Raw genomic sequence first — 22169 nt, forward strand, 5'->3', positions numbered from 1 at the left:
CACCGACTCTAGTTCTGTAGAGACTACGATTTCGATATTTTATTGCCTTTCAAAATTAAGGACTTCAATCATGGTGAAAGTGTACTTCAGGACAGTCACTAACAATAACCAAACCTATGGCAAAGGGTACTTTGTCTACGGAAATTCCCAAACTGCGAACGACCAAGAGATAGTCTACCACACCGATTTGAGGGAGTTTGTCTACACCGACCCGGACACGCAAATCGATCTGAGTAAAGGCGCGAGAGGAACACTGCACTTTGTGATTGGTGGGAACCCTGCCAATGCCGTCCCAGCCCGGAGTGTATTTAACATTGAAATGGCCGACCCGGTTGGGAACTTGCAAACCACAGCCAAAGAAGGCTCCCAGTCTTGCCGTCCCGGCCAACTAGGTTTGACCAATAAAGCTGGTATCTGGCTAGAATGGCCTTCGATTGGCGATGCAGCCCCCTCCTGGTGGGAAGGGAAACCAGATGGCAGTTCCAGCGAAGGCGAGAAACCGACCCAGCCCAGTGGGGGTTCAGAGGAGCCACAACCGACCCCGCCGAATGTTGACTGGTCTAGTTTCATACCACCACAGGGTGGCTGCGCCCCCACACCCCCAGGCCACATAAAGATAAAGATTCCGTATGACATCGGCAAGCGAGATTTTCCGAATAGTTACTTGCCGCAAGTAGACTTGAGCAAAATGAATCTGAGCGGTATCGATCTGAGCTTTTCCTACTTGTGTGCGACTAACTTAGGAGCCACTAACCTGGTCGCGGCTAATTTGGGTTACGCCTATCTCTGTCACGCCTATCTCGGCTATGCCAATCTCAACTATGCCTATCTGGGCTATGCTAATTTGTGCTGTGCCGATTTAAGCTACGCGGTTCTCAGCCAAGCGGATCTGAGTTTTGCTAACTTGTGTCAGGCGAAGCTAATTGGAGCCCAATTAAACCAGGCTAGCTTGGCTTACGCGAATTTCTGTTACGCTTATCTGGGCTATGCCAATCTCAGCTATTCCTATCTTGGCTATGCTAACTTCTGTGGTGCTGACCTGACAAATGCGGACTTGCAAGGAACCGACATGACTGGGGCTAACTTCACCAATGCCAACCTGACAAATGCGGACCTGCGGGGAGCCAACATCACTGGGGCTAACTTCAGTAATGCGAACCTCACGGGGGCTAAACTTGATGATGCCCAGAAGCAACTGTTAGGAATTGCCTAATAAAGGTAATCCCAACGACAAATTATTCTACCGTTGATGGTATCAATTTCCCATGGTTGAAATCCATCCTCAAACCCGGTTACATTGTCTGGTGTGACCGGGTGGGGTGAGCTTTTTGTCATTGATTGATGGAAATAAGTGGCTATCCCTAGGGATAGCCTCTGTAAAGATTGTCAATTGGCTTTCTTTGCCTGTCTAGCACTAGGCAATGATGAATAATGCCAAGATGTATCCGATTTTAACGGTGGTGATCTGCCCTTCGATCTGCCCTTCTAGCTGTACTTGATCAATGTTTGAATTGCTGTTCAATTGGCTCGGTCTTAGCCCTCCATCCAATTTAGTCTTTTGGGGAATCCTGTTATATTTTACGGTTTGGGGAATCCTGCTCAATTTGATGTTTTTAGGGATCAAGAGTGACTCGGTATCGGATCAGTTGGAAAAATCTACTTCCTCGATGTGGCATCCGCAACGCTTCCGGAACGCTCAATTGGGGGAAAATGGCTGTGGGAATGGTAAGTCTGTTGTGCCATTTCTGAGGACTGAGGAAACGGACTCGGCTGGTGAATTACAGTCCTGTGTTCCCCAAACGATCGCGGTTTCTGAGGCTAATGGCGATGTGGCATCCGCAACGCTTCCGGAACGCACTCCCTCATCAAATCAGCCAATCAGCATGGCCAGCACTCCCCAAACCGCCACCATTGCAGTCAGCGATGTGGCATCCGCAACGCTTCCGGAACGCATTCCCGACGGTAAAAATAACCGAGGTTCGATTCTGCCGGAGGATGCGAACCTGGAAGCGGACTTAAATACGGTGTCGGAGGCGACCCTCCCGACACCCTACCCGGCTCAGTTTGATAAAACCATTATTAACCAAGCACTAGAAGACTCCCGGATAGCGATCGGGGCAAAAATTCAGGAATTTATTGGCAGGCGACGAGAAGTTATCGGTTCCTACGAACCGTTATATGATTTGTTGCTCGATTACCCGTTTCGGGGAGGTAAAATGCTGCGCCCCACCATGTGTATTAGTGCGGCGCGGGCGGTGGGTGGCATGGGACAGGTGGCGCTATCGACGGCCGCGGCTTTGGAACTGTATCACAATGCGTTTCTGATTCACGATGATATTGAGGACGGGTCAGAGTCGCGCCGGGGAAAAGGGACGTTACACCACAATATTGGGATTCCCCGGGCGATTAATGTTGGGGATGCAACCAATGTACTGGCTGTGGGTTTGTTGCTGGAAAATTTATCGGCGATCGGGGTAACCAAAACTCTGAATGTACTCCACGAAATTGAGTTTATGGCGCGTCAATCGGTGGAAGGACAGGCGATGGAATTGGATTGGGTGGCAGAAAATACGGACAATTTAAGCGATCGCGATTATTTTAAAATGTGCGTCAAAAAAACCTGTTGGTATTCTTTTATGACACCCTGTCGCATCGGTTTGATTGTGGGGAATTCCTCGGCTAATCCTCAAGATTTGGTGGAACCTTTGGCGGGAGTTACTCGGTTTGGCATGATTTTGGGCATTGCTTTTCAGATCCAAGATGATTTATTAAACTTGGTGGGAGATATGAAGGCTTATGGGAAGGAAATTGGCGGAGACATTTATGAGGGAAAACGCACTTTGATGCTCAATCATGCGATCGCCCACAGTAGTCCGGTCGAATCCCGCCGAATGTTGGAAATTCTCGCCACCCCCCGACCGGAAAAGACCCCGGAACAGGTAGAATTTGTTATGGAACAAATGCGCCAGTATGGTAGCATCGAACATGGCTGGGCTGTTGCCCGATCTTTAGCTCAAAAAGCTGCCGATATTTTGGACGGTCTGGATTTTATGGAGCCGGAAACTCCGCTCAGACCCGGTGAAAAATGGCAGACCCCGGTTCACGATCGCCGCTTTCTGAAAGAATTAATTAACTATGTGATTTATCGAAATTTGTAGCATTTTTGGGGGTTATGATACGAGCCATAGCCCCTTGCTCATTTTAAGGAGGATTGACCAACCATAAAATCAAGTTGTATTGAGGAAGTTATTTTACCATAAAATAGAGAGATTGTCAAGATGATCGAAGATAAAAACCCGATCGCAATGCCCCCCCCAGTCCAAGCTGAAATTCACCCAGGCGGTGAACTGGTGCTGAGACTGTCCCTGCATAATGGTAGCGGTGAAACTCTACTGGTGCGACCAGTTTTAGATAATTGGCTCGCCGATAACGGGGATATTTTCGCCACCATTAATCCGGTGGAACCTGACTATATTTATCTAGGTTCTGGTGCGGGAAAAGCCACTCAAACTGTGAGGGTAAAACTACCTTTAGAACTGCAACCAGGACAGGTTATTAAAAGTTGGCTAAGATTTCCCGGATTACTGGAGGAACCTCTGTTAATCATCCTAAATGTTAAAGCTGAAATTGCGGAGAAAAAGCCTAGAGAATATCTGGTTAATATCAGCTTTCCATCGAGAGAATTAGCGGATAATAAATCGTCAATTTATTATGACATAACCACCCAAAATGCCTGGGGATTGATTTCGGCATTGAACGACCTCGATCGCATTCCTTCGCGCTGGCTGGTGGCAGAATTATTAGTAGCCATCAGCCAAAAAGGAGAAGAATACACCTGCACCCCAAAGGGTTTAAAACTGCTCTCGCAACTGCGAAAAACTGCTTTTTTCTCCACTGTATCGACAGTGCTGGCTACGGCAAAAGTACCCGATTGGATTTCGGAAACTTTATCGATGTCCGGTCAAGTCCTCAAGGGCGATCGCCGGGAACAACGTCTGCTTTATATTTGGGAACGGTGGCTGTTGAGTTTGGTAGAAAGCGACGTAGAAGCCCCAGAAACGGCTAAACCCATCGTCGCCCCATTATTTTTAGCTACAGAATTTGTGGCTAAACTGGGAACAGATAGCGATCGCTGGTTGGGTTATTTTCTCCTAGGATTGATGTCATTGTCGCCTCGAATTGCCTCCCATATAGAGGCGATCGCCACCCAGAAAATTAAGCCATTAAACCCAGCCACCCCTCCCCCCCAAACCATAGCGGGTTGCTTGTATCATTTAGGGACGCGATTGCCAGAATTAGACTTACTTCCGGCTCGTTGGTTGGTGTTAGAATTATTGCTAATTTTCGCCCAAAAAGGGGACGACTATGCCAAAACCCCCCCAGGTCGAATGCTACTGGATCAATTGCGACTCACCCGGTTCTGTAAAAATGGGGTTTTGAGTTTAGCCGCCGCCTCCGTCCCCCGTTGGATCGCGGTCAGTCAAGCGACGGCTACCGCTTTTCACAATTCCGTCGGGACTCCGGCTTCTAGGGGGGGTTTGCTCAAGTTTTGGGAACAGTGGTTGTGGGATATTGCTGGTTCCCCAATCCCTAATTCCCAGACTTCGGCGGCGGACTTGGTGAACCAATTAGGAATAGATGGGGAGGCTTGGTTTCTCAAGATTGTTTTGGGACTCAGTTGTGTTTCCCCCAGGATAGCTACGATATTGCAGGCGATCGCATCTACCGCACCGTCTGTGTCCCCAACCGCCCCAACCCCCATCCCGCCAATTAAAGACGTTCTCAGCGAGCCAGGTTCCCTACAACGATAAGTTATCCACCGCCCAATTTTAGTTAATTTTCTCAGAAAAAATGACCATTGACGAACAAAAACTTGCCCGGGTGGAACAACTGCGAATCCCTCTCGACGATCCCAGCGCACCCCTAGATTGGAAAGATTGGTATCATTATGTATTATTAGATCCTGATACTCAGATTAGAGTCCTCGTGAATCTGACGGCGATCGCCAGACCGGGAACTGGAGAAATTCAAACCAGTTTGATGGTGACAATTCCGACTGATTTTCTCGATTCAGACTGTCGCCCTGCCGCCCCTTTTGCCAGTTTCGGAACGACTTTTTCCCAAGAGTGGAACCCCAGTCAAATCAGCCCGGAACCCGTACATTGGCAAGGTCAAGGGATGGAATTGCAAGTAAACGGAACCCAGACGCAGTTAGAAGTACAAGATCGGCGATCGCAGCTATTCATTGAATTGGCGGCGACAGCTACAGCCACTCCCCTATTAGTCACGGAAAATTCACCGTTTGGCAGTGGATTCATCGGCTGGGGATTAGTACCGGGCTTACAGGTGAGAGGAAACTTATCCGTTGGTGGGCGATCGTTTCCCATTCACCCAAACTGGTTTTGCTACCACGATCGCAATTTTGGCCGCTTCCGCTGGGGGGAAGATATCGGTTGGGAGTGGTTCGTCGCTTTTGGCACCTGCATTGATGGCACCGCCATCACTTTGGTATTGGACAGACGCACCAACAAAGACCATTCGCAAGGGGGCTTTCCCTATATTTTTATTTATGTGAATCATCAATTGCGAAAAGTGTTTTTGGGTGCAACTTTACAGATTAATTGGGACTGGTCGGAGCTGCCGGTTATTCCCCCCAGGTTGCCGGGAATTATGGCGCTATTATTTAGCGATCGCTTATTGCAAACCCCCAGCGCCTTGCAAATTATCGCCGCTGATGAACAAGACCAATTGCTAATTGAAATTGATTTTGAGTCGGTAGTAGAATTAATCGTCCCCGACAATCAACAACGGCAATATACTTTTATTGAAGAACTCACCGGCAGCGCCGCCGTTACCCTTAAACTCGGAGAAAAAACATGGCTGGCCACCGGCTTAGTTTATGGGGAATATGTGATCTGAGAATCATTGGGGGAGTCGGAATATTTGGCGGGTTTCCGACTCGGGTACTGGCCGATAAGGTTGGCGATCGCATCACAAGCCGTTTCTACGCCATTTTCCGCCCCGATCGCTTTTCCAATGGCAGAGGCTTTTTGGGCATATTGTTTTTCAAACAACAGTTGTCGAAGTTCGTTGGCTACCAACTCCGCAGTATATTGTTGGGGTGGGAGCATTCGGGCGACCCCCAGGCGGACGACGCGGGCTGCATTTTCTGGCTGGTCGTACTTGTGGGGAACCACCAGCATTCTCCGCCCCGATCGCAATGCTTCTCCTGTGGTTCCCATGCCGCCATGATGGACAATCGCCGCCGCCCTGGGGAAAATTTGCCCGTGGGGGGCATAATTGACGGCGATCGCGCCTTCAGGCAATTGGTTGGGCTCGACAACATCCGCGCCAGGGCCCATCATTAGCACTGACCGATAGCCCAACTGGTGGGCGGCGATCGCGCTAGACCAGTAAAAATTACCGGCAGTCCATACCACCGTTGAACCCAAAGTAAACACTATCGGTGGCGGCCCGCTGTCTAAAAACTCTCTCAGTTCCTCAGATAACCCCTGATTGGACGGGCGATCGTAAAACGGAAACCCGGTGACGACAGTTTGCCTGGGCCAGTCCGGTTGGGGTCTGGCAAAAACCTGGGAAAACAAAGCCAGCACTAAATCGGGGGAATGCTGCCCTTCAAACAGGGGATCGGGGCCTGGTGGCAGTCCCAACGAACTCCGCAGTTGACGCAGGGGGGCACTCCAATGGCGAAGCCGACTGCGGAGTTGGCGTTGTTCGGCATCTTTGGCGACCCATTGCAAACACCGTTCATACTCCGAGACTGGGGAAGCGATCGCCTCGGTGCGTGAAGCGAAGCTATCGCCCCCAGGCGAATCGTAAACTGACATAAAGGCTGATAGAACCGTTGAAATCCAAGGAATTTGGGTTTGTTCGGCGACAATTCGACCGGGCAAAATCAGCGGATGAGTTATTAACAAATCCGCCCCCCGTACCGCTGCCATCAAGTCGGTGTAAGTCGCCCGCAAGTGGGGCATCAATTGATAACAAATAATGTATTCGACCTCCCGTTGGGAGTCCATTAGCATTTGCATGAATTTGTTATCCTGTTCCCATATCCTTTCCCTCAAAGGGTGAAATTCGATTTCCTCCGCCGCCACATAACTGCGGTATTTTTCGGCAGCGGCGACGATCGGCTGATACCCCCTGGCTTTTAATCCTCGGGCGATCGCCAAATAAGGATACAAATCACCCAAAGAACCTGATGTTGCTAATACGATGCGATCGACCATGTTTAATTCTGAAAATCCGGCTGGAATTTTATTATAACTTTAACCGATGAAAAACTCGAACCAACCATCCCGGCTTAAATATTCATATATTTTCTCATTAAACTTCCCAAAGTCAATACCATCATGTTGACCGTCTAAACAGAAGGGTAGGTCCGGTGTAAGCAGCCAACTGGTAATCGGCAGCGATCAGAAACTGAACAATTTCGTGAGCGAGAGGATGCATAAGATTGAAATCATGTGCCTCAACTGCAATGATATAAGGCCGATAGCGATCGATATCTAAATTCAGAATAATATCCTTGTCTAAACCTTCGCAATCAATGTCTAGGAAACCAATTTCTGAATCTTTAATTTCGTCGGGAAGATAAGTGTCAAGTAGCTGGTTAAGGGGGAGTACCTTCACTTTTTGCTTGCCCATAAACTCCCATCCGTGTCTAATGAAATATTCGGCCATATCCCCATTAAAAGTGTTGATAGCACCTTCGCGGAAACAATAGATTTCTGACTCCCCTTCATAAGAAGCAACACCTAGATTTAGATTGATATCCTGGGGACGTTCCTGTTCAAATAGTTTCACAGATTGAGGATTGGGATCTACATTCATACCTTTCCATCCCATCATACTCAAAAGCTTAGTGTTAGAAAATCGACTGGGATGATAAGCACCGATGTCAACATAGTAATTGCTAAATAGGTTGGATTTATTTCTGGAAATCAACTCTAAAATTAGAGTATCTTCACCAAATTGTGACCAAGAAATACAAAGATTTGGATCGTGGACTACTGACAAAAAAAACGGCACACCAAATTTATGGAATAATTCAGATAGCATATCAGAGTAAACCTATGAAAATAAAGGTTGACAAAATCGAGGGAATCCGACCCGATTTCGGGGCATCAGACAAAAAACAAAACCATTATGATGGGGCTTTATCTACCCCCATATTAGTCTGTATGACACATCTTAGCACCGTTCTAAGTGGCTCAGATGATCCGATGGTTGACCCTATTTTTTCGCCTTCGAGTCTGGATAAATTTGGGAGCGGGGAAAAGTCGAGATGCCACGGCACAAAGAATAAAAATAATTACCCCCTCCAGAGTTAGTTTTTCAGCCTTTCTATTTCAGTTCCACCTCAATATTTAGCACGTCATTTGGGACATTCATAATCAATTCGCCCTGGGGGGTTATTTGTTCTTCCAGAGACAAAACTGGGGGAGGAAAACTGGGACGGAACCACAGATCGTCAAATTCTTTCCACAGTCGCTGTAGTTGAGGATTAATGGCACTTTCGGCGACAATATCCATGGTGAGTTTATGAATACCTAACAACTCCGATAAACTTCCCCGCAAATGAATTTTACCGATCGCCACCCCTTGATCTAACGTCAACCGACCACCAATTAAATCTCGTAAGGTTTCGGCTTGGCTGCCAAAATTCAAGGCTTCCACTGACTCTAAATTATCGGAATTATCAGTAATATCTACCTGGATAGGTTCGCTGTGATTGGCATTTAATCTCAACTGAATGCCATCAATTTCTATGATCGCGGTTTTACCAGCAACGGTTTGAACAAAGCTATGCCAAGTTAAACCACCTTGACTCCGCAAAATTTCCACCAAACGACTCAGCCAAATCGCTAACTGTTGGGGGGAACAATTCAAGGTATCAATCATTGGTAATTTTTGAGATTTCAGAACCTCATCTCCATGAAAAATTAAGCCATTGTCAATATTATACTGCTGATGTGAGGGAAATCAAGACCAAAAAGGATTAAATAGGGGAGAAATTCCCCATCAACCTGGTAACTTCGGGGACAGTTGGGCTTAACCAGAAGAGTTAACCCAGAAGCGGGGTTTCTTTCGGTGCAACTCCCACAGGGTTGGAAGATAGCGATCGCCGCCCTGTTAACACCATAGGAATGCCTCCCGTCGCTGATAAAGTTACCCCTCGGCGAGCGGCTTTGGCGGGCTGGGAATTAGCCAGGGTTAGTTGATAGTTTAACATGACTGTTGCTAGGACTAATTTTAGCTCATATTGAGCCAAAGCCATACCAATACATTGACGCGCACCGCCACCAAAAGGTAAATATTGATAAGGGGAGTATTTTTTATCTAAAAATCTCTCTGGTTTAAACTGTTTGGGGTCAGGATAAATTGTCGGGTCATTATGGGTTAAATAGATAGCGCCAATCACTTCTATATTGGGTTCTATGTGATATCCCATCAGTTCCACCGATTGAGTAGTCACCCGGGGAAATGTCACCATTGCGACTGGATAAATTCGCAGAGTTTCTTGACAAATTGCTGTTAAATAAGGTAATCTATAAATAGTCATCGGGTCGGGATTTGGGGGGAGGGTTGCTAACTCTGATAAAAGGCGATCGCGCACGGTAGGAAGTTTATGCACCCAATACAAAGACCAAGCCATGGCGGTGGCGGTGGTTTCGTGTCCGGCGAATAATAAAGTTAACAGTTCATCCCGTAGTTCTTCATAGGTCATCTGTTCCCCATTTTCGTCCCTAGCGGACATCATCAAATTGAGAATATCGGTGCGATTTGGATCGGGATTTTGGCGACGTTCTTCGATTTCTTCTAACAGTAATTTATCGATATCGCGCCGCAAACCTTGGAAGCGCCCCCAGGGACTCCAACGCCCTAAATCTTGTTGTAAAATCGGGAAAAATAAGATACTCGCCCTAATAGGAGAATCGGTAACAGCGACCAGTTCGGTGGTTAATTTTTTCAGGCGATCGTAACGGGGTCCCTCGTAGACTCCAAACACAGCCTGAAGAATGATAGCCAGGGAGATTTTCTGCACATAATCTCGCGCCAGAAAAGTCTTGCCAATTGGTAAAGTGTCGCCTATTTTTGTGGTCAAATCACAGATTAATTTCCCATAATTAAACATCCTTTCCCCATGAAAAGGCGGCATTAAGAGTTTCCGCTGTCTTAGGTGGTCTTTATCATCAAGTAAAATCACGGATTTATCCCCCACCACAGGTTCTAGAATACGATTAGATGAACCAGGGGCGGTAAATTCTTTAGTATCGCGGGTGAGGATTTCTTGGATAGCTTGGGGGTGAGAAACAAACACCACTGGGCGACCCGCAACGCCGATTTTAGCTGCAAAGACATCTCCATATTTACGGTGACAATTCTCCATATAACCAAGGGGGTTAGTTATCCACTGTATTTTTTGGATAGTCGGATGATTTTGCGGACCGTCAATTAATTTCATGGTGGGATTGAGATTCTAGGATTTTGAGTCAGACCAATCTAGTCCTATTTATAGCACATCTTCCCGGAAGCTACCATATATCATAGCTTAATCTGCATCAGGTAGAAGGATGGAAATAATCATAAATTTGTCGGGCTAGTTTTTCGCCAATTCCGGGAACTTCCGCCAGTTGTGTGGGGGTTGCCATGCGAATATAATCAATAGACCGAAAGTGACCTAATAGCAATTTTTGGCGGTGGTTTCCGAGTCCGGGAATGTCATCTAAATGCGATCGCTTCATGCGTTTACTGCGTTGGTTACGATGGAAACTAACCGCAAATCGATGGGCTTCATCTCGTAGTCGTCGCAATAATTGTACCCCAGGTTGTTCAGGATGGGTAGTTAATGGTTGAGACTCACCAGGGACAAAAATTTCCTCTCGGCGTTTGGCTAAACTAATCACCTTCAACTCTTCTAAAATATCCAGACCTTGCAAAACTTTGACGACGGCTGAGAGTTGACCTTTCCCACCATCAATCATAATCAAATCTGGCTTATCCTGGGGTTCTAAATTCTGATAATCTCGAAAACGGCGACCAATTACTTCTGCTAAACTCGCGAAATCATCAGACCTTCCCGAATGCACATCAGGATTTTTAATTTTATACTGTCGGTAGTGTTGTTTGGCGGGTAAACCATCAATAAATACCACCCGCGAAGCGACTGCATCAGAACCCTGAATATGGGAGATATCATAACCTTCTATGCGGTGGGGAAGGTCGGGAAGGTCGAGAATTTCGGTTAAGTCTTGGAGAGATTGATGATGACGATCGCTTAATTTTTGCAGTCGCATTAACTCATAGTTAGCGTTGCGTTCCACCATTTCGATTAAATCGAGTTTGGCTTGTCTTTGGGGAGTAATTAAGGTAACTTTCCGACCTTTGCGATCGCTTAACCAATCTGCTACTAACTCCCCATCTGGCAAACTATATTGTAGCACAATTTCGCTGGGAATTTCCACAGCGTCAACGGTTTGATAATGTTCCTGTAAAACCCGCTGAATAATTCCCCCCAACTCTAGGGAAGTCAAGGCTGTTTCACTAGGGTAAACTTTCGCCAAAAAGCCTAATCTACCTACCAAATGTCCGGCGCGTATTTGGAAAAGTTGCACGGAGGCTTGTTGTCCGTCAGTAGCCAAAGCGATCGCATCAAGAGACACCGTTTCATCAGGAAGGGAAACTTTTTGATCTTGGTTGAGAGACTGTAAACCTTGAATGCGATCGCGGAATTTGGCAGCGGTTTCAAAGTTTAACTCAGCGGCGGCTTGTTGCATTTGCGCGGTTAAATTTTTGATAAGTTCTTCTGTGCGTCCTTGAAACACCATCGCCACTTTTTGGACAATTTGATGATAATCTTCTGGGGAGATCATCTGCTGACAAACTCCCGGACAGCGACCTATATCATAATTTAAACAGGGACGGTCTTTAAACAAAGGTTTAGGACGTTGACGCAGGGGAAATAGACGCTTAACCAATTGTAGATTACTTCGCAATAGTCCCGTATCTACATAAGGGCCATAATATCTATCTTTGGGATTGCTTAAATTACGTTTTCTGGTAATAAAAATGCGCGGGTATGGTTCCGACCAAGTAATACACAGATAGGGATATTTTTTATCATCCTTGAGTAAGACATTAAAATGAGGTTGATGGTTTTTAATCAAATTAGCTTCTAAAGCCAAGGCTTCGGCTTCGGTATCAGTAACGATAAATTCAATATCTGTCACCTGTTGAATCATTAAGTTAATCCGGTGACTATGGTTATGGCGATCGCGAAAATAGGAACGCACCCGCGATCGCAATTTTTTCGATTTCCCAATATACAGAATATTCTCATTACCATCTTTCATGAAATACACACCCGGAACCGGGGGAATTTCTTTTAATCTCATTTCTAGGCGATCGCTATCTTCAATTAGTGGTATAATTGTCATAGTAGTTTAATAGTAGGGTGCGTCAGACACCGAGAATTATAATGAACACGGGGGCATTGATTTCTGACGCACCATAACCTATAATTATAATGAACACGGGGGCATTGATTTCCCACCCACCCGACAAGACTCTGTGGTGCGTCGGCTGACGCACCCTACAAATGAACACGGGGGCATTGATTTCCCACCCACCCAACAAGACTCTGTGGTGCGTCGGCTGACGCACCCTACAATTGTTAATTATAGCCGGGTTTCTAAGTAATTAATACATTTTTGAGGGCGTTAATCAGATATTGATTGTCAGCTTCGGTGCGGATAGCTACGCGAAAATAATTATCTCCTAATTCGGGAAAACTTAAACAGTCGCGAATCAAAATCCGATAATCTTTAAGTAGTTGAGTTTGTAACTCACTCACCGACGACTGACACCGGACTAGCAAAAAATTGGCTACCCCTGGATAAGGATAAAGTCCGGTAATTTTCCCTAATTCCTGATAGAGTTGGGGGCGGTTAATAGATAACCAATGGTGGGTTTTTTCCTCAAAAGCCCGATCGCCTAAAACTGCAATACCCGCCGCCACGGCTAAATTATTCACAGACCAAGGGTCTCGCCACTGTCGCCACAAATTTAGGCGGTCTGGGTGAGCGATCGCATATCCTAATCTTAAACCAGGCAGACTGTAAAACTTAGTGAGCGATCGCAAAATCACCAAATTAGGAAAATCTGCCACCCTCTCGATTAAGCTAGTTTGTGCCGACCGTGGCAGAAAATCCATAAAAGCCTCGTCAACCACCACCAAAGCAAACCTTTCCAACAGGGGCAAAATCAACTCTGGCCGTAGTAATATACCCGTAGGATTGTGGGGAGTATTCAGCAATAGTCCCGCCCTTTCCTCTAATTCCCCCAACCCATCAAATTGGACCTTATCGCCACCCTCAAGACTAATAGGGCATTCAATCACCCTAGCATTAAAAGCATTGAGCGATCGCCGATAGTCCCCAAAAGCCGGAGTCAGCAGATATGTAGCCCCCATTTGTGCCAACTCCCGGCCCGCCCAAGTCAGCAATTCAGCCGCCCCATTTCCCGGCAAAATCCATTCAACCGGTAAATCTTCATGAAAGCGACTTACAGCCTGTCGCAGGTCCATATAATCGGGCTGAGGATAGGTTTTAATCTGCCCCTGATGAGTATTCAAAGCGGCGATCGCCGTTAATGGAGGGCCGAGGGGATTAATACTAGCCGAGAAATCGACAATTTCCGATGGCGGACAATCAGCGATCGAAGCCGCCCACATCAAATTTCCCCCGTGGCTGGGTCTGTTCATCAATCTCCCTCCGTGCAGACCCCCACTAAATCGGTATCCTGATTAGTGGTGGGTTATGGACGACTATTTATCAGCGACCTTCTCCTTAAACAGTTTTCCTGCCGAGAAAGCCGGAACCCAAGTTTCAGGAATATCCATTTTTTCGCCCGTCTGGGGGTTACGGCCTTCGCGGGCCTTACGTTTCCTCGCTTCAAAAGAACCAAATCCCACCAGGGTGACTTTTTCCTGTGTAGCAACAGCATCGATAACACTTTCGAGAGCCGCACTCAACACCGCATCAGCCTGTTTTTTGGTGACACCTGCTTTTTCGGCTACCGCATCTATTAATTCACCCTTATTCATCAATTACTCCTTTTGAGAACTGGGGGCCAATCAATGACCCCCAATGGTTTGCACGATTTTTCTGCCTTATTCTAAGGTTTATGTCGCCACATAGATAGGGTTTAACCCCAAATTGTCATATATTTAGGGGAATTTTCCACTTTTTTTAAGATATTAGCCGATCAAAATATCCCCCAGGGGTGGGGGATTTTGGCTGAAGGGGTTTTTAACGCTAGATCTTAACGCCCTTGCATCATCTGGCGGACATCGGGGCTAAAATTGTTCTGGTAGCCAAACCCAGAGCGATCGGAATCATCCAGGATATTGGGCGTTACCAACACAATTACCTCAGCCCGCTCGCTGCTGGTGTTGCTTCTACGGAACAGAGAACCCACGATAGGCAAATCACCCAACAGGGGAATCTTGCTAACGTCAGTCCGTTCCTGATCTTGAATAATACCAGAGACAATCAGAGTTTGACCGTCCCGCAGACGAATCCTTCCTGAATCTAAACTGCGCCGAAAGACTCGTAAGAAAGAACTATTGTTACCGACTGGTACCTGAGTTCCTGGGGAACTGACTTCTGGGTTAATCCTCATGGTGACAAAGCCATTATCATCAATTCGCTCAACATTGACCGATAAAGTCAAGCCCACATCTACAACTTCACCCTGGATAGTTTGCCTAGTACCAGAAATAGTATCTGTAAAAATTGTTGTGCTTGATTGCAATACCTCTTGTATCAGTTCCACTGAAGCGGTTTCTCCCTCTTGTACCACCAAGGTGGGGTCGGTGAGGATTTTGGCTCTACCGCTGACGATTTGAGCTTGCAAAGTAGACAGGAACCGCCGAGGATATTGGAAGAAGGGAAACACGGAAGCAGTTGTGCTACCAAGGCCAGTCAGACTTCCATCAGTTAAGTCTCTCGTGAAAGGTTCGTAGTCAGAAAGCCCAACCCCTCCCGGTCTCTCGGTGACAGGTGGAATCGGTCTCAAGCCAATACCACCCCCAGGAGCCGTTAACGGAGTCCTAATAGTGCTATCGCGATCAAAAAATGGTTGTTGAGGGCTTAGGGGGTTAGGAACAATTGGGCGAGAGGTGACACCACCTGTAGCCTGACCACGGGTTGGGGGATTGATGCCGCCGAAGTTGATAGAAGCGGCACCGCCATCATTCACAAAAAAGGTATCATTAATCCCAAAGGAGAAACTACTGCTCTGGGTGGCTTCCCCGGTCAGGTTCACGTCAATGATTTTCACATTAACCGCCACCTGACGTTGACGGAGATCAATCTGCATTAACATAGCAGTTGCGATCTCTACTTGTTCAGGAGTTCCAACCAGAGTCACAGAATTTAAGCGAGAATCAGCAGTTACTGACAGCCCCCTTAACAACAGAGGTCCCTGTCCTTCCGCTGCGCCCACAGCTATAATACTTGGGGTTCTGGTTTCTACAATTCGCTGATTAATGCCCTGCCCTACGACCTGGATTTCAACTTGCTCAAAGGGAATCTGGGTTTCTGCACCCTGGCTACTGAGATAATTAGCTGCGCCTTCTGCTGTGGTCTGATTCATTCTCAGAGTCCGCATGACAAGATTTTGCGCAGACTCAGGCAGTTGAAACCCTACAAATACAGTATTTCCCACCCGGTTAGCTTGTAATCCTGTTAATCGCAGGACATAGTTAAAGACTTCCTGGACTGGTTCATTTTCAATATCCAAGGAAATTTTAAATTCCTGTTCTTCATTTCCCGGTCGAAAACGTCCGGTGTTGGGGTCTTTCTCTAAATTACTGAAGGCAACATTCAGACCAGCAACCCGCGCCAACAATGATAATACCTCCCGCACTGATGCGTCTCGCAAGACTAGGCGGGGGATGATTTCGTTGGTGTTTAGGTTGACATTGGAAGCACCCGGATTGATATTAGAAACGGCAATGTCTCCTAAAGGTGGCGCAACGGCACGGGGTTGGAAGGGTGGCGTTGTGTCTAAGGAACGCCTTGGCTGTAATGGCGCTTGACCCATTTGGGGAGTTAAAGCTGGGTCGGGCATGATAATCTCATTATTGCCGTTTTGGGCGGTCGGATCACCGGTGATGGTAACTGGTGGGTCGGGAACCATTACCTGAGAAGCACCGTTCCCAGGTTGTTGGGGTGCAAAAGCCGGAGCATCTACGATCGCCCCTTCTGGAGCGATCGCGATCGCAATAGCATCTCCCGCACCCTGAATTATCCGCGCTTCAGGAGAGCCAGTAGTTCCCGTCACAATCACCCGAATACTGGTCGGGTCTAGCTGGTTCACCACAATGGAAGCAATACCAGGAGCCGGGTTATTTTGCTGAAATGAGCCATTGGGAGAACTCAATTGAGCGTTAGTAATATCCGCCACAAAATCATTACCCCGCCGAATCACAAACACCGCTGGACGTTCGCCGCCGTCAGTGACCAGCACCAGGTTAATTTCCCCGTTGTCAGCTTGGAATAATTGAATATCGCGGACAACTGTAAACGCCAGGGCGGGAGCGACAGCCACAACCATGGCTGCTGCAACTCCCCCCGCTACTCCTCCACCAAATCCTAAAATATCTCTCACATTTCCTCCTAAAAGTTGGAAAGCAACCGTTGCTATTGGTTTATATATTCTGTTTGCTTAGGCCTGGAAAAATGATAATTCATCCGGGGCAACAGGACAATAGGAAATTATCTATACCCACGGGCATTTTATCTGGGCAACCTATCACATTTTAGCGATTTTGTCAACCCCCATTCTGCCAAAAAATGAGCGATCGCCATAATTTAGGGTTGATAAGGCGATCGCTCGATTATCTGTGAACCAGAACATTATTTTTTTTCAGCTTCTGGTTGCTGTTGTTGCTCACGCTGCTCGTCACTCAAAGGCATTAAGGCGTGTAACTTAAACGTACTTCTGAGGCGGCGTTGAGGCTGGTTATCTATGGGAACAAAGCGACCCTGGCGAATTTCCCCCTTCAATTCTGGCGATCTATCCAGCAACTGAGAACTAAAGTCTCTAACCACTAGCATAGGCTGCATTCTCTCCAGAGAAATCAGAAATTTGCGGATTTGTTCAAAACTCCCTTCCACCTCCACCTCGTACTCTTTTCGTCTCAGTTTATTGTTAACTTGGGAACCCAGAGAACCATCAGCCACCAGTATAGGTCCATCACTTTGGGGTTGAAACCTAATCAAACGTACTTTTAGATCTTCATCCAAAATACCCGCATTAATTTGATTTAATTGTTCATTAACATCAAACATCAACATTTCCAGATTTGCTTCATCAGCAAACAAAGCCGTTACACTAGCCAGTCGCTGTTTAGCTTCCTCTCGTTGACGTTCCGCCTCCTCTTGCTGCTGCAACTTTTCGTTTTGCTGTTCAATTTCCCTTTGCTTAATTTGAATGTTGGAATTGAGTATTTGCTGTTCTTCCCAAGCCGGCAAAGCCAGGTAAAACACACCCACCCCACACAAAATCACGCCTAGGGCTCCAATAGCAATACCGACGACCTTAGAAGTGATAGCCAAACCCAATATCACTGGGCCAGAACCTTCCTCCTCCTCCGGTTCCTCACCATCAAGAAGATACTCATTTGCTGCTACCATAGGAAAAAACCTCCGTTTTTTGTTGACATCAAAACCCTGAGACCAAAAGCCTAGGGTCGAATTACACCTTGTTCTGTGAGGGTTTCAATTCGGTTGACCAAACCCAGCGCATCATTAGCTTTTAATAGGGGTAACAGTTCCGAAGCCGTGGCAGAACTCAGACGGGTTTCTATGCTAAACTGCACGATGGGCTGTAAATCTGGCAGACCCCCAGGCACTGAGGAACTGTCAGCCACCACTAAACGGGTGGGGTTATCTTGCAATCTAGCAGAAACTAGCCGGGTTGTGCTGCCATTAAAGAAAGGGGACTGGTTGACCAACAACATGAAATCATTAAGCTGTCCAAAAGAACCAGCATTTCCTTCAATGGTAACTTGTGCGGTTTCTCTAGCCGCCGCCTGTCCCTCTTCCCCAGGGGCGGCAGTTGCTTCGTTGGTGGGTTCGGTTTGTCGGACGTTGGTAATTCTCACCCCAGCAATTTGCATGATCTCAGCCATTTCTTGACTTAAAGCTGACCAGGGCTTAATCTCATTGAATACCAAAGCCAAAGCATCGGCTTCCTCATTGGTATGTTTGGCTTCTGCATAAATGCGATCGAGGGCTTGGACTTGGACATTTTTCTCGCCTAGTTGCAACTCTAAAGCATCGACTTCTCTGGAAAGGCTGGCATTTTGCCTATTTAAGACAAACCAACCCCCTCCCATTAAAGCATTGAGTCCCAAAGCAGCCCCCAGTCCGATTAAAATGGGTGTTTGGTCAACGGGTTTCCCCGCAGCGCCTTTGGGGGAGCGACTGATCTCTCGGGTTTTATACTCTGGGCGATCGTTAAGAAAATTAATATCAAGGCTGTACATATTAGCAAACCCTCTGGTAGTATTTCTATGGACATGGTAGCAAATCAGAAACAGTGAGAGTTCCCGGAACTAGGTAACACGCAGCCCTAAACCTAATGCCACCGCTAGACTGGCGCGTTGCTCTGGAGAAATTTCCAGACCCTCTGTTGACAGGTTCAGCGCTTCTATGGGGTCAACCTGGGTAGCTGGCATAGCTAGGCGCTGCATAAAGAACTCATCCAGTTGTCCGATCGCCGCTCCCGGACCAGCCAGAAGTAACTGGGCGATTTCCAAACCATCATTTTGGTTGATGTAGAAATCAATAGAGCGTCGGAGTTCATCGGCTAACTCTGCTAATACTTTAATGATGGCATTAACTCCCGGATTTGGCTCGTTCAATGCTCCCATTGTATCAGTTACCGGAAGGGTCATAGCCTGCAATTCCTTAACGTCCCGAGAGGGTGGTAGGTTCATGGCGCTACTGAGGGCGCTTTGCACCTGAAATAAACCAATGGGAATGGTGCGGGTAAATTGGGGAACTCCATTGACCACAATTACTAATTCTGTACTCTCAAATTCCATGTCCGCCAAAATGGCAGCCTCGTTAGAAGAAAAGTGTTCTAACTGACTTTTCATAGTCCGAATTAGGGCAAAGTTACTGATTTCTAAAACATCGACTTTTAACCCGGCTTGTTCAAAGGTGCTTAGGTAAGTATCAGTTACTTCTTTGCGGGTAGCGACTAACAAAACCTGTACTTTTTCGATGCCGTCTTCATCAACAAATGTTCCCAGTTTCTGATAGTCTACGTCGGCTTCTTCCCTAGGAAAAGGCAGATATAAACCCGCTTCGGCGTTCATATAATCTTTAAGTTCCTCCTCATTTAACTCGGCGGGAACCGGGATTAAACGAGTGACGGCTTCCCTTCCGGGAATGGCGGTGGCGATGTTTTTGGTTTTGATATTATTGTCCTCTAATGTCGATTCGATTAACTCGGACATGGTAGGAGTATCAACTATTTGACCATCCTGGACGACATTTTCGGGAACCTCGGCTGTGGCTAAGGTTAACAACTTGAACTTATCGCCCTTTTTCCGCACTTCGACAATATTAATTCGCTCGGTGGCTAGTTCAATACCCATTCCCGGCTTACGGCTTGAAAAAATACCTTTGAGGAAACCAACCATAGATTTTTTGGGTGAGTTAAGGGAGGACTTAGCTTAATTATAGCATTTTTCCGCCCAGAATGTGTTATAATGGCAAGGGTAATCCGGGTTAATTAAAGGCATACCCCGCCCTCTAGGGACGAGGACTTTTAGGGGCTAGGAAACTGTTACCAAGGGGGACTGTTTTCCTAGTTACTGAAGGCGGGATGATTGAACAGAGCCTCAATGACTCTTCTACCGCGTAATTGATTGGAAAGGGGTAGGTGTCCCCTGGGGGCGCTTAGTTCCCAAGTGAAGCCTTGGGGATAGCGGGTCCAAGTGCGATCGCTTCTCCAGCCAATTTTCTGCCACAATTTATCCCAATTTTTGCCGACACCTAACCAAACTTCCCGCTGGACGGTATAGCCAAATTTGCCTTGGGAATGGACTCGCCACAGGGTGTCAATGGTTTGTAAGTCGGCGACGGGAAAGCGATCGACTTCCGAAAAATATAGCCAGTTTCGTTTAACTGCTGCGTCGCTGGCTAACTCACACAGGTTTCTCAGGGTCAGCAGGTCGGCGGCTTGGAAGTTTTGCTGTAGCAATTCCTGTTGGAGGGGAAAATAATCAGCCCCTACCTCTGAGTTTAGGGGAACTACTCCGGTCGGAAAATGGGTTTCCAAAAACTCTTGGGTTTTGGGGAGGTTGGCTAGATACAGGACTCTATAGGCTTCACCACTGACAGGGGTGGGAGTTTCGGTCTGCTGGGACATTAAAAATTCTATCAGTACATCTAAACCAAGTTCCCCCTGGGTCGCTAATGAGGCGATCGCCTTTAACTGCTGGGTCTGGCTGTCGCTGTTTAGTTGTGAGCGCAGTTGGTTTAACTCTATTGATAGGTCTTGGTCGGAGGAGGCGATCAAATCAGTCATTGAATTTCTCCGGTAGCTTGGAAACCGCCTAGGGTTAACTGGCGGCGGAAAAGTAACTGGGCTGGTTTGGCCCAATAATATAAAAAGGTGATTAATCCACCATTGTACAGGTGCATTGGATTCAGTTAAACGCGCTACGGACAATCGGGATATTTAATTACCCCTCGGACTTGACTCTGGCTGCTACGGTTTTGCTTAATTGTGGCCTCGCCCCTGTCCCCCGGATATGGTTGGCGAGGTCATTCTCATAATTATTTCGGTTTTTTGGGGCGATCGTGCCTACTTAATCGATGGATTCGTTGCAGGGTAATGGTTTCGGCTTGTGTAAAGTTATATTACAGATTCTCATAACCTCGCGCGACTTCTAATCCTGCCCTAGTTAAAGCAAACTTTAGCCACGCGAAGAAAAGTTTTTGTTTCGGGGGGTTGACAGTCTGGCACTATGGCTGATAATATAAATCCAGCGAAAACAAACGAATTTGCTCCCCGAAAAAAGGGCTGTAAAGTTTTGTTAAGCACCTTCTACGTGCTCTCGCGCGATCGCACCTTGAAAACCGCATACCGTAAGGTTTCCAAAGGTATAGGGTCCAACCCTACCAATTCCCCCGTCAGGGGACGGAAACTCAGCTCAAACTCTATTTTTTCTTCCGGGCTCAATAGCGGGAGGAGAGCGTCCAACCCTACCAATTCCCCCGTCAGGGGACGGAAACTACAACAGAAAGTCTACGGCTTTGGCTAGGGATGCGATCCCATAGGTCCAACCCTACCAATTCCCCCGTCAGGGGACGGAAACATTGTCTAAAATTCGTCGTATGCGCTTTCCTCACGCTCCAACCTTGTCCAACCCTACCAATTCCCCCGTCAGGGGACGGAAACCCTTTTAGGAATCCCTTTGGTGTAACCCCTTCGGCTGCACCTGCTTTAAGGTCCAACCCTACCAATTCCCCGTCAGGGGACGGAAACTAGTAAGTCTCGGTCGAGTAACTCAATCCGGACTTGACACCCTGTCCAACCCTACCAATTCCCCGTCAGGGGACGGAAACTTGGACTACAGTGATGAGTCCGGCAGAGAACCCCTCCAAGACTTCTCTGTCCAACCCTACCAATTCCCCGTCAGGGGACGGAAACACCGGGAACGTCTGGGGGAGAATCAGATCGCCAAGAATCAAGCCAATCTCTCATGTCCAACCCTACCAATTCCCCGTCAGGGGACGGAAACGTTACGTGGACGAACCTGTCGTCCACCCAGCAATAATCGGGGTCCAACCCTACCAATTCCCCGTCAGGGGACGGAAACTTAGCTGTCAATGTGGTTTCTGTTGTGTCCCATTGCTTGAGTCCAACCCTACCAATTCCCCGTCAGGGGACGGAAACCCATCTTCGTCTGTACTTTCCTTTCTAATCATCGTAAATATACCGTCCAACCCTACCAATTCCCCGTCAGGGGACGGAAACAATGGAAATGTGAACATCATGAGAAAATCACGGGTGTCCAACCCTACCAATTCCCCGTCAGGGGACGGAAACCCCCTTTC

16 protein-coding genes and 1 CRISPR repeat array (1 of these 17 cut by a window edge) are annotated in these 22169 nt (G+C 47.2%); of the genes, 4 read left to right on the plus strand and 12 right to left on the minus strand.

Annotation, left to right across the window (positions count from 1 at the left end; genetic code table 11):
* Window positions 1-70: 70 nt before the first annotated feature.
* The 4 genes from NLZ44_RS02895 (at window position 71) to NLZ44_RS02910 (ending at window position 5919) form a co-directional block, all read left to right on the plus strand.
* Window positions 71-1213 (plus strand): pentapeptide repeat-containing protein, encoded by a 1143-nt coding sequence (locus NLZ44_RS02895; RefSeq protein WP_006623395.1) that lies wholly within the window; start codon window positions 71-73, stop codon window positions 1211-1213.
* Between the two features lie 433 nt (window positions 1214-1646).
* Complete coding sequence (locus NLZ44_RS02900) at window positions 1647-3158, plus strand: polyprenyl synthetase family protein (RefSeq protein WP_493751800.1); 1512 nt, start codon at window positions 1647-1649, stop codon at window positions 3156-3158.
* A 120-nt stretch (window positions 3159-3278) separates the two neighbouring features.
* Window positions 3279-4811, plus strand: coding sequence for a hypothetical protein (locus NLZ44_RS02905; RefSeq protein ID WP_493751801.1), 1533 nt, complete (start codon window positions 3279-3281; stop codon window positions 4809-4811).
* Window positions 4812-4851: 40 nt separating this feature from the next.
* Entirely contained in the window at window positions 4852-5919 is a 1068-nt protein-coding gene (locus tag NLZ44_RS02910; RefSeq protein ID WP_493751802.1) for a hypothetical protein, read from the plus strand.
* On the opposite strand, the gene NLZ44_RS02915 is transcribed toward NLZ44_RS02910, so the two are convergent.
* The 12 genes from NLZ44_RS02915 to NLZ44_RS02970 form a co-directional block, all read right to left on the minus strand.
* A complete protein-coding gene (locus NLZ44_RS02915; protein ID WP_493751803.1) occupies window positions 5898-7250 on the minus strand; it encodes a glycosyltransferase in 1353 nt (450 codons plus the stop codon). The two genes, NLZ44_RS02910 and NLZ44_RS02915, sit on opposite strands and share 22 nt — an antisense overlap.
* A 121-nt stretch (window positions 7251-7371) precedes the next feature.
* Window positions 7372-8082, minus strand: a complete 711-nt coding sequence (locus tag NLZ44_RS02920; protein WP_111892454.1) for an FkbM family methyltransferase — start codon at window positions 8080-8082, stop codon at window positions 7372-7374.
* A 285-nt stretch (window positions 8083-8367) separates the two neighbouring features.
* Window positions 8368-8925 carry a hypothetical protein gene (locus tag NLZ44_RS02925; RefSeq protein ID WP_315639456.1) on the minus strand — a complete coding sequence of 186 codons (558 nt, stop codon included), beginning with the start codon at window positions 8923-8925 and terminating at the stop codon, window positions 8368-8370.
* A gap of 163 nt (window positions 8926-9088) precedes the next feature.
* Window positions 9089-10489 carry a cytochrome P450 gene (locus NLZ44_RS02930; protein WP_493751804.1) on the minus strand — a complete coding sequence of 467 codons (1401 nt, stop codon included), beginning with the start codon at window positions 10487-10489 and terminating at the stop codon, window positions 9089-9091.
* Between the two features lie 97 nt (window positions 10490-10586).
* A complete protein-coding gene (gene uvrC, locus NLZ44_RS02935) occupies window positions 10587-12461 on the minus strand; it encodes an excinuclease ABC subunit UvrC (RefSeq protein WP_493751805.1) in 1875 nt (624 codons plus the stop codon).
* A 254-nt stretch (window positions 12462-12715) separates the two neighbouring features.
* Window positions 12716-13786, minus strand: a complete 1071-nt coding sequence (gene cobD / locus NLZ44_RS02940) for a threonine-phosphate decarboxylase CobD (protein ID WP_006623383.1) — start codon at window positions 13784-13786, stop codon at window positions 12716-12718.
* Window positions 13787-13849: 63 nt separating this feature from the next.
* Window positions 13850-14128 (minus strand): HU family DNA-binding protein, encoded by a 279-nt coding sequence (locus tag NLZ44_RS02945; RefSeq protein WP_006623382.1) that lies wholly within the window; start codon window positions 14126-14128, stop codon window positions 13850-13852.
* Between the two features lie 218 nt (window positions 14129-14346).
* Window positions 14347-16698: a secretin GspD/PilQ domain-containing protein gene (locus tag NLZ44_RS02950; protein ID WP_493751806.1), complete on the minus strand. Its 2352-nt coding sequence runs from the start codon at window positions 16696-16698 to the stop codon at window positions 14347-14349.
* A gap of 248 nt (window positions 16699-16946) precedes the next feature.
* Window positions 16947-17726 carry a pilus assembly protein PilO gene (locus NLZ44_RS02955; protein WP_493751807.1) on the minus strand — a complete coding sequence of 260 codons (780 nt, stop codon included), beginning with the start codon at window positions 17724-17726 and terminating at the stop codon, window positions 16947-16949.
* 50 nt (window positions 17727-17776) lie between these two features.
* Window positions 17777-18580 carry a PilN domain-containing protein gene (locus NLZ44_RS02960; RefSeq protein WP_111892223.1) on the minus strand — a complete coding sequence of 268 codons (804 nt, stop codon included), beginning with the start codon at window positions 18578-18580 and terminating at the stop codon, window positions 17777-17779.
* A gap of 69 nt (window positions 18581-18649) precedes the next feature.
* Window positions 18650-19744 carry a type IV pilus assembly protein PilM gene (gene pilM / locus NLZ44_RS02965; protein WP_111892225.1) on the minus strand — a complete coding sequence of 365 codons (1095 nt, stop codon included), beginning with the start codon at window positions 19742-19744 and terminating at the stop codon, window positions 18650-18652.
* Between the two features lie 167 nt (window positions 19745-19911).
* Window positions 19912-20634 (minus strand): GUN4 domain-containing protein, encoded by a 723-nt coding sequence (locus tag NLZ44_RS02970; protein ID WP_008054798.1) that lies wholly within the window; start codon window positions 20632-20634, stop codon window positions 19912-19914.
* 926 nt (window positions 20635-21560) lie between these two features.
* Window positions 21561-22169: a CRISPR direct-repeat array (repeat unit 37 nt; unit sequence GTCCAACCCTACCAATTCCCCGTCAGGGGACGGAAAC) (it continues 1209 nt past the right edge of the window).

The sequence above is a fragment of the Arthrospira sp. PCC 9901 genome, from assembly GCF_059013425.1.

Bases quoted from the DNA above. Each gene is read 5' to 3' on its own strand.
- NLZ44_RS02895 (WP_006623395.1), top strand. From the start codon at position 71: ATGGTGAAAGTGTACTTCAGGACAGTCACTAACAATAACCAAACCTAT.
- NLZ44_RS02905 (WP_493751801.1), top strand. From the start codon at position 3,279: ATGATCGAAGATAAAAACCCGATCGCAATGCCCCCCCCAGTCCAAGCT.
- NLZ44_RS02910 (WP_493751802.1), top strand. From the start codon at position 4,852: ATGACCATTGACGAACAAAAACTTGCCCGGGTGGAACAACTGCGAATC.
- NLZ44_RS02915 (WP_493751803.1), bottom strand. From the start codon at position 7,250: ATGGTCGATCGCATCGTATTAGCAACATCAGGTTCTTTGGGTGATTTG.
- NLZ44_RS02920 (WP_111892454.1), bottom strand. From the start codon at position 8,082: ATGCTATCTGAATTATTCCATAAATTTGGTGTGCCGTTTTTTTTGTCA.
- NLZ44_RS02925 (WP_315639456.1), bottom strand. From the start codon at position 8,925: ATGATTGATACCTTGAATTGTTCCCCCCAACAGTTAGCGATTTGGCTG.
- NLZ44_RS02930 (WP_493751804.1), bottom strand. From the start codon at position 10,489: ATGAAATTAATTGACGGTCCGCAAAATCATCCGACTATCCAAAAAATA.
- uvrC (WP_493751805.1), bottom strand. From the start codon at position 12,461: ATGACAATTATACCACTAATTGAAGATAGCGATCGCCTAGAAATGAGA.
- cobD (WP_006623383.1), bottom strand. From the start codon at position 13,786: ATGAACAGACCCAGCCACGGGGGAAATTTGATGTGGGCGGCTTCGATC.
- NLZ44_RS02945 (WP_006623382.1), bottom strand. From the start codon at position 14,128: ATGAATAAGGGTGAATTAATAGATGCGGTAGCCGAAAAAGCAGGTGTC.
- NLZ44_RS02955 (WP_493751807.1), bottom strand. From the start codon at position 17,726: ATGGTAGCAGCAAATGAGTATCTTCTTGATGGTGAGGAACCGGAGGAG.
- NLZ44_RS02960 (WP_111892223.1), bottom strand. From the start codon at position 18,580: ATGTACAGCCTTGATATTAATTTTCTTAACGATCGCCCAGAGTATAAA.
- pilM (WP_111892225.1), bottom strand. From the start codon at position 19,744: ATGGTTGGTTTCCTCAAAGGTATTTTTTCAAGCCGTAAGCCGGGAATG.
- NLZ44_RS02970 (WP_008054798.1), bottom strand. From the start codon at position 20,634: ATGACTGATTTGATCGCCTCCTCCGACCAAGACCTATCAATAGAGTTA.